A 16295-nucleotide genomic window follows, 5' to 3' on the forward strand; every position below is an offset into this window, starting at 1 on the left:
TCCCCGGCCTCCAACTTACCGTCATCCGGCCCCCAACTTCCCGGCCTCCGAGCCGGGATCTCCCTAACAGGCTGATGTACTCAAAACAACCGGCTTTTTTATTTGGTTCTTTGTATCGTGAAATACTGTCGCCGGTCAGAACCAGTAAAAGCGAGAGCATCATGGATGATGGCTCCGGTCAGGAGGGCAGGACGCCCTCTCTGACCGATAGGTTTTACCTGGCCGGCTACAGTATGTTTCTTCACGGTTAAAGAACTGGAGGTTTCCAAAGGGGAGCCATCTCCCCTTTGGGTGCAGTCGGCACCCCGACAAGCAGCGGAGAAATGAAATTCAGTGCGGTACTACTGGTTCATAAAGGCTTCCGAGTACCTGTAAAGTCCACGATAACATGCAGGGAGATACCGGATAGCCGTGTTACGGCTTCCGGTATGACGGATTTGGTAAGGGCCTTAGTAATGGTTTCAAGCCCCCTGTAACCCCAGCTTCAAACTTACCGTCATCCCGGCCTGCGAGCCGGGTTCTCCTTAATAACCTGGCTACTTAAAAAGGTCTTATTGAGTGAGTAAAACTGTTGAGGAGATCCCGGATAGTTTCTTTGAAACTTCCGGGATGACGAGAGGAGGGAGCTTCCGGGATGACGAGAGGGGGGAACTTTCGGGATGACGAGAGGGGGGAACTTTCGGGATAACGAGAGGCGGGAGCTTCCGGGATGACGAGAGGGGGGAACTTCCGGGATGACGAGAGGGGAGCTTCCGGGATGATGAAAGGAGTGAACTTCCGGGATGACTTGGATAAGTGGAAACTCCAGCATATACAGGCTGTATTGATGACGTTGCAATACCTATAAAAAAGGCTGTCTTAATGAAGACAGCCTTTTGAGTATGCTAGTTGGTAAAGCCTGATTAGTGCAGTACGCGGGTCTTGATAGTTCCGCTAATTTGCATTAGCTCAGACAGAGCATCTTCGGCCTTATCTGCTTCCACGTCGATAACCACGTAACCAATGTCGGCGTTGGTTTGCAGGTACTGGGCTTCAATGTTGATGCTCTTGGCCGCAAATGCCTGGTTGATTTGGGTTAACACGCCCGGGCGGTTTTCGTGAATATGCAGTAAGCGAGAGCGTTTCACGTTTTCTGGCAGTGATACTTCAGGGAAGTTAACCGCAGACAGGGTAGAGCCATTGTCGCTGTACTTAGCTAGTTTACCGGCCACTTCTATGCCGATGTTTTGCTGTGCTTCCTGGGTGCTGCCGCCTACGTGTGGCGTGAGGATAACATTGTCGAACTGACGCAGTGGTGATTCAAACTCTTCGTTGTTCGACTTAGGCTCTACCGGGAATACGTCGATGGCTGCACCACCAATGTGACCCGAGGCCAGCGCTTCAGTTAACGCGTCGATATCGACTACGGTGCCGCGAGAGGCGTTAATTAAGATACCGCCTTTCTTCATTTTAGCCAGTTGCGCCTGACCAATCATATTCTTGGTTTCCGGAGTTTCCGGCACGTGCAGAGACACAACGTCTGACATGGCCAGCAAATCATCCATCGACTTCACCTGTTCGGAGTTACCCAGCACCAGTTTGTCTTCAATATCGAAAAACCGCACGCGCATGCCTAAGTGCTCAGCCAGAATAGACAGCTGGGTACCAATGTGGCCATAACCCACAATACCCAGTGTTTTACCCCGTGCTTCGTAAGAGCCTTCTGCGCTCTTGTCCCAGCCGCCGCGGTGGGCCTGTGCATTTTTTTGTGGTACCCGGCGCAATAATAGGATCAATTGACCAAGTACCAGTTCTGCTACAGAACGGGTGTTTGAGAAAGGCGCGTTGAATACCGGAATACCACGGGCCTGAGTAGCTTTCAGATCAACCTGATTGGTACCGATACAAAAACAACCCACGGCAACCAGTTTACTGGAGGCTTCAACGACGGCTTCGGAGATATGAGTACGAGAGCGAATGCCGACAAAGTGAACGTCTTTCATCTTTTCGATGAGTTCATCTTCGGGTAACGAGGTTTTCAAATACTCGATGTTGGTGTAACCATTAGACTGCAGGGTTTCCAGGGCGCTTTTATGCACACCTTCCAGCAGCAAGATCTTAATTTTATCTTTTGATAGTGAAAATTTGCTCATTACATCGCTCTCAGTCAGGGAATTTAAGAGACATCTGGACGTCTATACGGGTAAAGTACCATAAACTCCCTGGTAGAACAAAGCGCTTTGTTGCATCACTTTGGAATATCTAGGAACGTTTTTGTCGTTTTTAGTCATGTTGGGCCCCGGCACTTTTGCTAGGGCACATCCAGTATTGTCTGATGGGTTTATTACCGGGTTACTACACCGTCTTCAGTAGCAACCAATACAATGTCTGCACCACGTAAGGCAAAAATCCCGTTGGTAACCACTCCCGGAATATTATTAATGGCTTTTTCCATTTCTACCGGGTTGAGTATTTCCAGGTTATGCACGTCCAGGATCACGTTGCCATTATCGGTTACCACACCGTTGCGGTATACCGGATCGCCGCCCAGTTTTACCAGCTCGCGGGCCACATAAGAACGGGCCATGGGGATCACTTCGACCGGCAGCGGAAATGTGCCCAGTACGCCAACTTCCTTGCTGTTGTCCACAATGCATACAAAGGTTTTGGCTACAGCAGAAACAATCTTTTCCTGAGTCAGGGCCGCGCCACCGCCCTTGATCATGTGTTTGTGCTCGGTGACTTCGTCAGCGCCGTCTACGTAAATAGACAAGCTGTCGACCTCGTTAAGTTCAAACACGTCGATGCCCAGCGCTTTTAAGCGCTCGGTGGAAGCAACAGAGCTTGATACCGCGCCGGCGATTTGGTGCTTTATATCTGCCAGTGCGTCAATGAAATAGTTAACCGTTGAGCCCGTGCCCACGCCAATAATGGTGTCTGGCTCGACGTATTTTACTGCAGCGCGACCTACCGCCTGCTTTTTCGCGTTCTGATCCATGCTTATACCCGCTGAAAAAATGAGGCGGTATTTTAGCCGATATTCCCCCCCTTAGCATAGGGAATTATAGAAAGAGGCGGCCTGAAAACCTGAATATCACGCTAGGAAATGGGGTGGTGCAAGGGGCGGATTAATTGGTTTTGATAATTTGTGTGGGAGTAATAATCAGATCGAGAGGCACATCCCAGGGCTCAACGGGTAGCTCGTCAACCTGTTGGCAATCGTGGGCTACACCCACCAGTGTGGGGCGCTGTGCAAGGCGGTTGATATTGGCCAGCGTGCGGTCGTAAAAACCGCCGCCCATACCCAGGCGATTGCCCTGCGCATCAAATCCTACTAATGGCATCAGCAACAACTGGTGCTGATGAAGCAGGCGGATAGCGGTGCTGTTTAACGCGGGTTCGCTAATGCCGAAGCGATTGAATGTCATTTCAGTCAATGGCGTGAATGCCTGAAACAGCAGATGTTTGCCGGTAAAAGGGTGCAACACCGGCAGGGTGACAGACCCGGCTTGCTGACAGACGCTGATAGTGGGAGCTAAGTCGATTTCGCCATCATTGGCGAGGTAACCTGCTACCGTACTGTTTGGCAGCGTCAGGATCGATTGGATCTGCGTACTCAGTAAACTGGCCGCTTCCCGTTGCTGACGGTGACTCAAGACATTACGTCTGGCGCGCAGAGTTTGGCGTAATGCTTTGCGGGATAAGGGAAGAGTGTTGGTCATAAGCTCAATAAAAAGCCCTGTCAGCAGACAGGGCTTAATGTTTACAGTGCGTAAGTATCGATAAACAGTTGGAACAACTCATCGTGTTTTACGCTGGTGGCGGCCTGCACAAATTTTGCTTCGGTCCACAGCGGGCTGGCCGTGGTGCCAGGTACTGCTACTACCGTTTGGCCGCGGTTTAATTCGTCGGTCGAAATGCGAATGTTGCCCCGGGTAAATTCAAACAACTCCGGCTTCACCAAATGGGCGATGGGGAAGGCATCGTGAAAGAAACATACTTTTTCGTCGCGGTTTTGTGAGTAAAAGTCGATGTAGAATTGCGAGGCTTTTTGCATAAAGCCACCCATTACCGGATTCTTCTCAGCCAGAATGTCGACAAACTTCGGATCGGTTGGTGCAAACAGGGTAACGTCCAGACCAAACATTTTCACTTCCCAGTCAGCTGAGAAAACGACGTCTGCAGCATAAGCATCGTTCCAGATGTTGGCTTCGGCTACCGGGGTAACATTACCCGGAACAAAAGCGGCCCCACCCATGATGCTGATACCTTTAACCAGCTTGGGTAATTCCGGTTCCAGGCGCAGCGCCAGAGCGATATTGCCTAATGGGCCAATGGCAACCAGAGTGATTTCGCCGGGGTGCTTGCGGGCCATTTCAACAATGAATTCTGCTGAACTACGAGGGTCTAACTCGCGGGTTGAAGGCGGATAATCGATGTTTCCAAAGCCGTCATCACCATGCACAAAGTGCCCGTATCCTGACTCCGGGCCTACCCAGGGTAATGCAACACCTTTAGTTACCGGTATGTCTTGTCGACCTGCGATATCACACAGGGTCAGGGCGTTGCGGGCAGCCATGCTGACCGGAATGTTGCCATACACGGTGGTCAGCCCGACTACTTCAATTTCAGGGGACTGAAAGGCAAAAAATATCGCCATAGCATCGTCGATGCCCGGATCCGTATCGATAATAATTTTGTGCGTCATAATATTCTCTTTTAATGCTTTTTAATTTGCCGTTTACCCGGTGTGTTTCGCCAAAAAGCGATCGACTTCTTTGGCTTCGGGAATAGACTGCGCTGCGCCAGCACGGGTAACGGAAATGGCTGATGCCGCGCAGGCGCGTTTTAATGCCTGACGGGCATCCGCGTGCTGGCTGTAAGCCGCTAAAAAATAACCAATAAAGGTGTCGCCGGCGGCAGTGGTATCCACGGCATCCACCACAAAGGCGTCGACCTGAATGGTTTGTTGATTTTTGAGCATGATGACACCGGCTTTACCCAGTGTAATGATCACCTCAGCATGTGACCATTGGGTTTTATAGTGCTCAATGATAGCGTCGAGTTCCTGCTCGCCGGAAAGCTCAGCCGCTTCCACTTCGTTGACGATCAGCAGGTCAATGCATTCATGAGGCAGCGATTTAACCGACTCACTCATCGGGGCCGGGTTAAAGGCCACTTTAATGCCCTTTTCTTTAGCTTGCTGAAGGGTTTCTACCAGTCCACTGGTTTCATTCTGGGTTAATACCCAGTCTGACGGGCGGGTTTTGTCCAGCGCATGCATAATCTCTTTGTTGCCGATTTCCTGATTGGCGCCGCCAAACAGAACAATGGCATTTTCCCCTGACGGGGTGACCTGAATAATTGCGTGGCCCGAGGGCGCTTCGACACACTGTAAAAACTGGCAGTCGATGCCATGCTTTATCAGTGTTTGTTTAAATGAACTGTCTGACTGGTTTACCTTGCCGACATGGCGAACTTCTGCACCAGCTGCTGCCAGAGCGATAGACTGGTTGGCACCTTTGCCGCCTAGAAGTTGCTGGTAATGGGTTGATGCGATAGTTTCGCCGGGCTGCACGAAGTGGTCGACCTGGTAGACATGGTCAATATTTACCGATCCAAAGTTTATGATTGCCATTATTAATTCCGTCGATAAATGGCGTCTCCCAAAGTGCCGCTGTCTATTATTCGCCCTAGAACCGAAATGTTCAGGGCGGAAGCATCATTATTACCGTAGGCTTCTCGGTACGAGCCGAGCCTGCTCAATAGTAACAAGTCAACTTCCTTGGTAAATAGCATCGGCCAGGGACATGAATAGACTGGCAAACACCCCAGGAGACATTGTTGTTAGCGATTTCAAAGGAGTCAGTTTACGCCCTCTGCGTCGCTATGCAAGTCTGTGATGAATAACTTGCGAAAGGTGATCATAGTAGAATCGGCCGTGAACTGCCAGACACGATCCGTCATATGATATTCAAATGCTTACTTTGTACCCGCTTAGCTGTAATTTTAACCCGCTCCGGGTATTATAAACGGGAGTTTTGGATTTAAACCGGTGCATTTGTTAGCATTGGCCAAATTGTTTATGGAATGTCTTATGTCCACTGAGTTCGATTCTTTAACCCAATGCCTTGCCGATAACGAGATGGTTGTGGATGGCGCTGAAATCCATGGCATGATGTGCGGGATGTTATGTGGCGGTATGTCACTGAGTGAGCAGCAATGGCTGGTGATCCTGCAGGACACCATGAACCAGGGGCAGCCGCTGGCTGAACCGGTAGTCTCCCAGTTACAAAACCTGTTCAACGAAACCTGTCAGCAACTGGTTGATGGCCAGTTTGCTTTACGCCTGATGCTGCCCGACGATAGCCAGCCTATTAATGATCGCGGTCTTGCGTTGATCAACTGGGTTCAGGGATTTATGGCCGGTTTTGGTTTGTATCAGCAAAAGCTCAGTAATTGCTCGGATGACGTGCGCGAAGCGTTACAGGATTTCTCGGATATTGCCCGCATGGAAGAGCCCATGAACGATGACGAAGAGTCAGAACAGGCCCTGCATGAAGTGGTGGAGTATGTCCGCATTTCTGCGCTGCTGTGCTTTAACGAACTGGGTCAGTCTTTACTCGAAGACCAGCAAGATTCGCCTTCTGTCCATTAATGATTACCGTTAAACAGTTTCGCCAGCGCCAAACCCGCTTATTGCGTCAGCTGCCGCCAGCCAGTGTGCTGGTGCTGCCTTCGGCACAGCTGGTAACCCGTAGCCGTGATACCGAGTATGTGTTTCGCCAGAACAGTGATTTCTGGTATCTCACCGGCTTTAACGAGCCGGATGCCTGGTTATTACTGTCTAATCACGAACGCTATGCCGGCGAATATCGCGCCATAATATGCCAGCCTAAAGATCCACAGCTTGAGATCTGGCACGGCCGACGTTTGGGCCCGGAGCAGGCGGTTGAAACGTTTAAACTTGATGAAGCCTATTCAACAGAGGTGTTGCCTGAGGTACTAACCGAGTGGCTGGAAGGCCATCAACAGGTGTTCTTCCCACAAGGCGAGTTTGCCGCTGCCGATGAACGGGTGTTTGGCGCACTCGACACCCTGCGCAAAGCGCCAAAACAAAGCTTAGCCCCTATTGCACTGGTAGATTGTCGGCCGTTAATTCATGAAATGCGGCTGGTTAAATCCACCGACGAAATCACTGTGATGCGTGAGGCGGCAAAAATCTCCGCCCGTGCGCACTGCCGGGCTATGCAGTTTGCCTCGCCCGGCTGTTACGAATATCAGCTTGAAGCCGAATTGCATCATGAGTTTGCCATGGCCGGTGCCCGGCAACCTGCTTACGGCACGATAGTGGGCGGTGGTGAGAACGCCTGTATCCTGCATTACACCGAAAATAACCAGCAAATAGCTGATGGTTCCTTGATCCTGATCGATGCAGGGGCCGAATTTCACGGCTATGCTGCCGACATCACCCGTACGTTTCCGGTTAACGGCAAGTTTACTGCTGCGCAGGCCAGGGTGTATCAACTGGTGCTCGATGCGCAACTGGCCGCTTTGGCGCAGCTAAAAGCCGGGGTAACATTACCGGCCGTGACGGAAGTGGTGATTGAGGTTATTTGCCGCGGCTTGTGCGAATCAGGCTTATTAAAAGAAAGCCCGGAAGAGGCGTTGGCAAGCAAAAGCTGGCGACGCTTCTTTATGCATGGCCTGGGGCACTACCTGGGCCTCGACGTCCATGATGTTGGCGATTACCTGCAGGACGGCCAGCCCAGACCGCTGGCTGCTGGTATGGTGATTACCGTTGAGCCGGGCATATATATACCGGTAGAAGACGATATTCCCGAGCAATATCGCGGCATAGGGATCCGAATTGAGGATAATATCGTTATTACCGAGGATGGACACCAAATGTTAACCGGTGACGTCCCGAAAACTATTGCAGACATCGAAGCCTTAATGGCCGAGGGCTGATTGCCCGTAGAAGGATTAAACACAGTCAGTGGCAAAAAATAACCAGTCAGACATTGTTATTGTGGGTGGCGGAGCCGTGGGCTCTGCGTTGGCGCGTTTGCTGATCAGGCAAGGCCGCCACAGTGTTACCTTAATCGACGCCAATCAGTTTAGCCGGGATCCGCACAGCCATCAGGGGTTTGATGCCAGGGTAATTGCCCTGGCAAAACGCACCGAGCAGGCGCTCACGGAGCTGGGCATCGATCTGAACAAAGCCTTCGCGACGCCCATCGAACATATACTGGTTTCCGACCAGGGATTCATTGGCCAGACTCGCCTGCACGCCAGCGATTATCAGTCGCAAAGTTTTGGCCAGGTAGTGGGGATACAGGCACTTGGTCAGCAGCTTTTTCCCGCCGGGTTACCAGAACTCAGCGTGCTGGAAGGTGTAACGGTGGATGAAGTTAACCAGTCTGCCGATAGCATTGAGCTACAGCTCAGCAATGGCAGCACGTTAACCGCCGGTTTACTGGTGCTGGCCGATGGCGGGCGCTCTGAACTGGCGGATAAACTCAATTTCAAACGTAGCAGCGAAGACTACGGCCAGTCTGCGCTAATTGCCAACGTGCAATTAAGTGAGCCGCACAACGGCTGGGCTCACGAACGTTTTACGCCAAACGGGCCACTGGCCCTGCTGCCCTTTGCTGAAGATGACAGCAGTGACTACGCTAACTGTTACTCGTTAGTCTGGACCTTAAGCCACGACGAAGCAGAAGCCGCTCTGGCATGGCCTCAGGCACAATTTATCAGCCAGTTGCAGCAACAAATCGGCCACCGACATGGCGTGATTAACAAGGTGGGCAGCCGCCACAGTTACCCGTTGATGTTAAATCAGATCCGCGAATTTACCAGCCATCGTTGCGTGGTGGTTGGCAATGGCGCACAGGCGTTGCATCCCATTGCGGGGCAGGGCTTTAACCTGGGGCTCAGAGATGTACTGGAACTGGCCGGTATTCTTGCTAACGCTAACGACCCGGGTGCATTTTCGGTATTAAACCAATACCGGCAAAAACGAGTAAAGGATAAAGCCATTACTATCGGCTTAACCGATGGACTGGTGAGGCTGTTTTCTAACCGGCACGCACCGCTGGTGGTAGGCCGGAATGCCGGCTTACTGGCAATGGAATTCTGTGATGGGTTATCGCAGAAGTTTGTGCGCCAGACCATGGGTTTTGGGCAGTAATTCCGAACAATACAGGACACAAAATATGTATCAGGCGGACATCGCAATAGTCGGCGCAGGCATGGTGGGGCTGGCACTGGCCCGGTCTCTGAAAGAGGCCGATTTGTCGGTTATTCTGATCGATACCACTCCCATAGCCAAGCCTCTTTCAGAGCAGCCCGAACTGCGGGTGTCAGCGATTAACGCGGCGAATAAACAGGTGCTTGAGCAACTGGGTGTGTGGCAGCATCTCGACCAGCAACGCCTGAGTGCTTATACGCAGATGCAGGTTTGGGATCAGGATAGTTTTGGCCGGATCCAGTTCAGCAGTGAAGAAATGGGCACCTCTGAACTGGGGCATATCATTGAAAACCAGTCTCTGGTTAATGCATTACATCATCAGGTTAGTCAGCAGGCCAATGTGCAGATATTACCGTCGACCCACATTGCCAAAGTGTTAACCGGACAATCCGAAACCATGCTTATGCTCGACAGCGACGAAGTGGTGTCCTGCCGGTTGTTAGTGGGAGCCGATGGGGCTAATTCGGCTATTCGTAAATACGCCAACTTTCCGCTGACGTTTAAGGATTACGGTCATACCGCCATTGTGGCAACTATTAAAACCGCAGAGCCTCACGGTAAAGTGGCGCGCCAGGTGTTTACGCCAACCGGACCGCTGGCCTTATTACCCTTGAGCGATCCCAATTTATGCTCTATTGTCTGGTCGCAGAACAGTCAGCAAGCCGATGAGTTACTGGCGTTGTCTAACAGTGACTTCGCCAAAGCTCTGCAGGTTGCCATCGAAGGCGACGTGGGCGAAATCGCGGTTGAAAGTGCGCGCATGCACTTCCCGCTAACCATGCGCTATGCCCGCCAGTGGCTGAGCGATGGCTTAGTCATTATTGGTGATGCAGCACACACGATTCATCCGTTAGCCGGACAAGGCGCAAACCTTGGTTTACAGGATGCTTTTGCGTTGGCCGACAGCCTGCAAAAGCTGGCCGCCGAGCAGGCCGCTTTTCATCAGGCGCGTCAGTTAAGAGCCTTTGAACGGGCCCGCAAGAGTGAGGCGGTTAAGATGATTGCTGCTATGGAAAGCTTTAAACAACTGTTTGGTGGCAGCCATCCGCTCAAGAAGCTAATCCGCGGCGTGGGTATGTGCACGGCCGATGCTATCCCGTCGATAAAACAACGCTTTATTACTCAGGCAATGGGCTGGTAACACGCCAGTTGTAATACCGCCTTTAACGTCATCGCACGCCAGCTTATCGTGCTGGCGTTGCAACTCCGGCCAAGCGGGCATACAGTAGCTAAGTCTTTTTTCACTATCAGGAGCATACCCGGTATGCGAGTGTTGAATGTATTACTGCTACTGGGCGGTTTAGCCGTATTTAACAGTCAGGCGGCACCGGCCGACGAACTTCTCTCATTGCGCGAGCGCGCAAAAGTGCAGGATGCCTTGCTGGCAAAGCGGGTTAAGCAACTGTTACCACAGCTAATGACCCGCAGCGGTATTGATATGTGGCTGATGATTAGCCGCGAATATAACGAAGATCCGGTATTACGGACGTTTTTGCCGGCAGACTGGCTACAATCCGCCAGACGCACCACGGTATTAGTTATTGCTAAAGATAAACAGGGCAACGTACACACCCTGGCTGTTGCGCCGTATAAGGTGGGCAGTATGTTTGAGCGCGCGTGGGACAAAGCCGAACAGCCGGATCAGTGGCAGGCGTTAAATGCCATTATCAAGCGTTTTGACCCCCAGACTATTGGTGTGAACCAGTCTGAGATATGGGCCCATGCAGATGGCCTGACCGTAACCGACCGTACAAAATTAATGTCTGAACTGCCGTCAAAATATCAGTCGCGGGTGGTGTCTGCCGAAGCGCTGGCTGTGGGGTGGCTGGAAACCCGCATTGATGCCGAAATTGAGCAGTATAAAAAAATGGTGGCAGTGGCCCACCAGATTATAGCTGAAGGGTTCTCCGCTAAAACCATCACAGTGGGCAAAACAACCACTGACGATCTGGTGTGGTGGTTCAGAGAGCGGGTGGCAGAACTAAAACTGGCTACCTGGTTTCATCCTTCGGTATCGCTGCAGCGCAGCGATAATAAGCGTTTCGACCACGAAACCACATTTGACGATAACCACGCCGAGGTGATCCAGCCTGGCGATCTGTTGCATGTTGATTTTGGCATTACTTATCTTGGTTTAAATACCGATACACAACAACACGCCTATATTTTAATGCCGGGCGAGAATAGCGCCCCGGATTATCTGCACCAGGCGCTGCAAAAAGCCAATCAGTTGCAGGATATTTTTACCGGCGAATTCGCTGAGGGGCGGACCGGTAATGAGGTACTGGCCAGCAGTCTGGCAAAGGCAAAAGCGGCAGGTTTAAAGCCGACCATTTACACTCATCCGCTGGGCTATCATGGCCATGCGGCGGGCACTACACTGGGCATGTGGGACAAGCAGGGTGGTGTGCCGGGTGATGGTGATTATCCGCTGCACCTGAACACCGCCTACAGTATTGAGCTGAATAATGCGGTGATGGTGACCCCATGGGGTAAAGACATTCGCATCATGCTGGAAGAAGATGCATTTTTTGATGACACCGGCGTCTGGTATCTGGATGGACGGCAAACCCGTTTAATAGAGATCCCGTCGCGTTCGGTGTTTTCCCATCAGTTTTAACATCCAAACAAGAAGAACGAGATATGGATAAACGTACATTTTTAAAATTAACCGGTTTAAGCAGCGTGAGTTTGTTACTGGCCGGCAAGGCCAATGCCGCAGGACAGAATGACGAACTGGCATCACTGACTTCGCTGATAGGCGACTTGTCGCCCATATCGGTAGCTGAAAGAAAGAGCCGCATCGCCCGGGCACAATTACTAATGAGCGAGCTGAATATTGATGGCGTTGTGCTGGAGCCGGGGGCGGCGATGGTGTACTTCACCGGCATTCAATGGTGGCGCAGTGAAAGGCTGACAGGCGTGGTGATCCCCCGTGAGGGCGAAATTGGCGTGGTTTGCCCGTTTTTTGAGGAGCCCAGCATTCGTGAGTCGCTGGAAGTGGGTGACGATGTGCGGGTGTGGCAGGAGCATGAGAGCCCTTTTGCATTGGTTACCCAAATCCTTGCTGACCGGGGAATTAAAAAGGGCAGGATTGGATTTGAAAACAGCGTGCGGTTTTTTGTCTCTGATGGCATCCTGAGCGCCAATTCTCAACTGCAGGCGGTAAGTGCCGAACCGGTCACGCGCGGCTGCAGAATGATGAAATCTGCCCATGAACTGGCGCTAATGCACAAAGCCAACGAAATAACGCTAGCGGCCTATGGTTACGTGTATAAACGGCTGCGCAAGGGGATGTCTCAGACCGAAGTGAAAACCATGATGAATCAGACCATGGTGGCGCTCGGCGGCAGCCAGCCATGGAGCCTGGCATTGTTTAATGAAGCCAGCGCGTATCCTCATGGTACCCGTCAGCAACAAACTATCAACAATGGCTCTGTGGTGCTGATGGATTGTGGGTGTGCCGTGCATGGATATCAGTCGGACATCAGCCGTACTTTTATATTTGGTGAGCCTGCTAACAAGCAGGAGCAGGTGTGGCAAACCGTACGTAAAGGTCAGGACATTGCCTTTGCTGCAGCGCAATTAGGAAAGCCCGCCGGCAGTGTCGACGATGCCGTGCGTGAGTATTACACCTCAATAGGGTATGGACCTGACTATCGGTTACCAGGGCTCTCTCACCGCACCGGTCATGGGATTGGCATGGAAGGGCATGAAAGCGTGAATTTTGTAAAAGGTGAGAAGGCGGTGTTACAACCCGGGATGTGTTTTTCTAATGAACCGGGGATCTATATTCCCGGTGAATTTGGCGTACGACTGGAGGATTGCCTGTACATGACAGCAAAGGGACCAGCCTGGTTTACCTCACCACCCGTGTCGCCAGCAGAGCCGTTGGGTAAGCTCGAACCGTTACAAGCCTGATAGAAAGTGACTGGCGGCAAGGTGTCGCCAGTCACTGAGCCACGGTTAGATCATTGGTGTTACCTGTGGGTTAACTAACACGGGAATGTCTTTTTTATCAACCGGAATAAACACCGGGTCGGGCAGCGTGACTGGAGTTAGCACTGGTACCTGAATGATGCTGCCGCCGGTAACCTTGCTGAGTTGTTGTTGGCTAAGGGTAGTGATAGTTGATTTGCTCATGATTTTTCTCCGTAATTAAAAATAAACTGCCAGCTCATAGTAGTGCTTGTGCCGCACAATGAGAGCTGACAGGAAGGCCGGAAAAAAGCCAGTTTAGTCAGATCATGTAGTCGGGATTAAGTATCGAGGAAATAGTATCGATCAGCATTTTCTTGCGTAACGGCTTGGTGAGATAAGCGTCCATACCTGCCTGCAAGCATTCTTGTTTATCTTTTGATGAGGCGTTAGCCGTGCAGGCCACAATGGGGATGTTTTTGTATTGCTCGCCCGCTTCTCCGCATCGAATGGCATGGGTAGCGGCAAACCCGTCCATCACCGGCATACGGCAATCCATCAGCACCAGATCGATATCAGGGTGGGTTTTCAACAAGTCGATTGCCTGTTTACCATCTTCAGCAGAAAGCACCGAGAAGCCCGCATCCTGCAGCATGTAAAAAGCGACCTCGCGGTTTATAGGATTGTCCTCGGCTATCATGATTCGGCCCGTTTGCTGAGCCGGGATAGCAGACAAATCGACCCCTCTTTCAGGGCTGTCAGAGGAGCGCTCTAATAACGCAAGAAGCTCATTTCGTAATACCGGCTTGTGTAGCCTAAGGAAGTCATCTTCCTGCTCGGTAGAGTTTTGACTAATGTGGTGCCGTTCAACAAAAACAGCCTGATTAGCAGGGAGGAACTGGCCTGCACCGGCCTGTTTTTTATTCTTTTTCCACACGGTGTAATCTGCCTGCAGCGCCGCATCAACAATTAGCCAGTCCATATTCGGCGGCATCTTGTCAGTAAATTCGGCCAGCGAGTCGAGCGAGTCGACCAACACAAAGCGAACTTTCCAGGTGGCTAACTGTTTACACAACAACCGAGCCTGATTGTGCAATGCACTTAAAACAACCACCCCCCCTATGTTAGGTGAATGTTGCACCCGTACCGGCGCGAAGAGTGTTGCCGTTGCCGTAAATGTGCTGCCTTTATTTAGCTCACTGGTAACGCTCACTTTGCCTTTCATTAAATGTGTTAAACGCTGCACAATAGTCAGCCCGAGGCCAGTGCCTCCAAAGCGTCGGGTGGTCGATGAATCGGCCTGAGTGAAAGGTTGAAACAGCACTTCTTGCTGGGCGGGAGTCATGCCAAGCCCGGTATCTTCCACGACCATTTCCAGCAGGATCTGCTCGCTGTCCACAGGCAGGCCGCGCAGGCTCAGCCGCACTTCACCTTCGGCGGTAAATTTAATGGCATTTGAGAGTAAATTGGTTAGTACCTGCCCCAGTCGAACTTCATCCCCTGACATGCGGCTGAAGGGTAAATCGCTCAAATCGACCTCAAGCTGCACCGGTTTAGTGTTGAGGTGCGTTAATTGTTCCTCAACTATGCGCTGAATTAGCCGGTCCATTTCTATGGGCGCGCGCTCCAGCTCCATTTTTTGTGCCTCGATTTTAGAGAAGTCGAGAATATCATTGATAATGGTAAGCAATGCGCTTGCGCTGGTGCGGGCAAGCTCAAGACGTCGCTGTTGTTGCTCACTGCTGGCGTCCTGCAGCGCCAGTTGCAACATGCCCATGATACCGTTCATTGGAGTGCGGATCTCATGACTCATGGTGGCTAAAAATTCACTCTTCGCCTGATTAGCCTGTTCCGCTTCATTTTTTGCCAGTTGCATGGCCAGTTCACTGGCTTTAACGTTGGTAATGTCGGTGGCGACACCGAGAATAAACGACTGCCCGTGTGAATCTTCGAAACGAATTTTTTTGGTCCACAGGGTACGGATTTCACCATTGGGGAACTGGATTTGCTCTTCGTTTTCTGAACTGCCAGACGCAAAGGCAAGAATATCCATGCGTAAAAAACGGTTGGCTTCTTCCTTGTTGTATTCCTCGACCGTAGTATAACCTATGACCTTGTGGCGTTTATCCGGCGGATAAAGGGAAATAAATTTCTCATTGGCCATCACAATACGGTACTCGGTGTCTTTAACGAATAAATACACCGGCAGATGGTCGAACATCAACTGCTGAAAACTGGCTTTCTCTGCTAAGGCCAGTTCGATACGCTTTTTCTCATTGATATTGGTATGGGTGCCCGCCATTAATACCGCGTCGCCGCTGGCGTTATACTCGGTTACTTTGCCGCGCGCCAAAAACCAGATCCAGTCACCGCTTTTGTGCTTCATGCGACATTCAAAATCGTAGTAGGTGGCCTTACCCTGCAAACAATCCTGCAGCAAGGCGTTAGCTTGCTCGCGATCTTTAGGGTGCATGACGTTTAGCAGGGTATCTATCGACAGCGGGCCTAACTCGTTGAGCTCATAGCCCAGCATGTTGGCCCAGCGTGCATTCAGTTGCACTCGCTGGGTAGGGATTTCCCACTCCCAGGTACCGGCGCCGGTGGCTTCTACAATAAAGCCCAGCCGTTTTTTCTTGATTAGCCGGGCCTGCATAATACGCTGACGGGTAATATGCTCGCACAGGGTAGTAAGCATGGTCAGATAATGGTGCAATCGATTAAACAGCGCTTCGTCAGCAGATTTGCCTGACTTAAGCATTACGCAGAGGCTCAGTTCAATATTCAGCGGCTCACTGAATAACGTGATTGCTGCCAGTTCATCATGACCAGGCAGTGCAAAATCGAGGATACCCGCGGGACATTGCCACTGACTCTCGGCCCGAAACCGGGGCAGTAACGACTCAATAAAGTCAGTGTCCAGGGATTGCTTGGTAGTGAAGTAAAGTTGATTCCACAACGAGCGGGAATGACATAGCAGCATAGCGCCATCGAGATCCAGGTGATCGCTAAGCGTTTGAAATACAGGTGTAAGCTGGGCTGCTTCCTCTGCGGTCATGTCGCTGGTTAACAACGAATAATCATCGTCAACCAAATTGCTGTCTATGGGGGTACTTAGCATATCATCGTAAAACGGTGTCTTTGAGCA

The 16295-nt window shown here is 51.3% G+C and carries 13 protein-coding genes and 1 other RNA gene; 6 read left to right on the forward strand and 8 right to left on the reverse strand.

What is annotated here, in order from left to right:
• Positions 1-902: 902 nt before the first annotated feature.
• The 6 genes from serA to ssrS all read right to left on the reverse strand — a co-directional run bounded on the left by serA (position 903) and on the right by ssrS (position 5820).
• Positions 903-2132 carry a phosphoglycerate dehydrogenase gene (serA, locus tag AC27IB_RS17185; RefSeq protein ID WP_487122453.1) on the reverse strand — a complete coding sequence of 410 codons (1230 nt, stop codon included), beginning with the start codon at positions 2130-2132 and terminating at the stop codon, positions 903-905.
• 191 nt (positions 2133-2323) lie between these two features.
• Positions 2324-2977 carry a ribose-5-phosphate isomerase RpiA gene (rpiA, locus tag AC27IB_RS17190; protein ID WP_296046494.1) on the reverse strand — a complete coding sequence of 218 codons (654 nt, stop codon included), beginning with the start codon at positions 2975-2977 and terminating at the stop codon, positions 2324-2326.
• Between the two features lie 130 nt (positions 2978-3107).
• Complete coding sequence (locus AC27IB_RS17195; protein WP_487122454.1) at positions 3108-3701, reverse strand: 5-formyltetrahydrofolate cyclo-ligase; 594 nt, start codon at positions 3699-3701, stop codon at positions 3108-3110.
• 41 nt (positions 3702-3742) lie between these two features.
• Positions 3743-4687, reverse strand: a complete 945-nt coding sequence (locus tag AC27IB_RS17200; RefSeq protein WP_296046489.1) for a nucleoside hydrolase — start codon at positions 4685-4687, stop codon at positions 3743-3745.
• A gap of 33 nt (positions 4688-4720) precedes the next feature.
• Entirely contained in the window at positions 4721-5617 is an 897-nt protein-coding gene (locus AC27IB_RS17205) for a ribokinase (RefSeq protein WP_487122456.1), read from the reverse strand.
• A gap of 21 nt (positions 5618-5638) precedes the next feature.
• A non-coding RNA gene (gene ssrS, locus AC27IB_RS17210) (6S RNA) lies at positions 5639-5820 on the reverse strand.
• A gap of 256 nt (positions 5821-6076) precedes the next feature.
• On the opposite strand from ssrS, the gene AC27IB_RS17215 reads away from it, so the two are divergent.
• The 6 genes from AC27IB_RS17215 to AC27IB_RS17240 all read left to right on the forward strand — a co-directional run bounded on the left by AC27IB_RS17215 (position 6077) and on the right by AC27IB_RS17240 (position 13153).
• Complete coding sequence (locus AC27IB_RS17215) at positions 6077-6637, forward strand: UPF0149 family protein (protein WP_296046486.1); 561 nt, start codon at positions 6077-6079, stop codon at positions 6635-6637.
• Entirely contained in the window at positions 6637-7950 is a 1314-nt protein-coding gene (gene pepP, locus AC27IB_RS17220; protein ID WP_487122458.1) for a Xaa-Pro aminopeptidase, read from the forward strand. Before AC27IB_RS17215 ends, pepP begins: the two co-directional genes overlap by 1 nt.
• Positions 7951-7978: 28 nt before the next feature.
• Positions 7979-9172: a 2-octaprenyl-6-methoxyphenyl hydroxylase gene (gene ubiH / locus AC27IB_RS17225; protein ID WP_487122460.1), complete on the forward strand. Its 1194-nt coding sequence runs from the start codon at positions 7979-7981 to the stop codon at positions 9170-9172.
• Positions 9173-9197: 25 nt separating this feature from the next.
• Positions 9198-10373 (forward strand): FAD-dependent monooxygenase, encoded by a 1176-nt coding sequence (locus tag AC27IB_RS17230; protein WP_487122462.1) that lies wholly within the window; start codon positions 9198-9200, stop codon positions 10371-10373.
• 123 nt (positions 10374-10496) lie between these two features.
• Complete coding sequence (locus AC27IB_RS17235; protein ID WP_487122464.1) at positions 10497-11852, forward strand: M24 family metallopeptidase; 1356 nt, start codon at positions 10497-10499, stop codon at positions 11850-11852.
• Positions 11853-11875: 23 nt separating this feature from the next.
• Positions 11876-13153: a M24 family metallopeptidase gene (locus AC27IB_RS17240; RefSeq protein ID WP_487122466.1), complete on the forward strand. Its 1278-nt coding sequence runs from the start codon at positions 11876-11878 to the stop codon at positions 13151-13153.
• 45 nt (positions 13154-13198) lie between these two features.
• Here the strand turns inward: AC27IB_RS17240 and AC27IB_RS17245 are convergent, their stop codons facing one another.
• Complete coding sequence (locus tag AC27IB_RS17245; RefSeq protein WP_487122468.1) at positions 13199-13375, reverse strand: hypothetical protein; 177 nt, start codon at positions 13373-13375, stop codon at positions 13199-13201.
• 97 nt (positions 13376-13472) lie between these two features.
• Positions 13473-16268 carry a hybrid sensor histidine kinase/response regulator gene (locus tag AC27IB_RS17250; RefSeq protein WP_487122470.1) on the reverse strand — a complete coding sequence of 932 codons (2796 nt, stop codon included), beginning with the start codon at positions 16266-16268 and terminating at the stop codon, positions 13473-13475.
• Between the last annotated feature and the right edge of the window lie 27 nt (positions 16269-16295).

It is taken from the genome of Alteromonas sp. 4NH20-0104 (assembly GCF_057547795.1).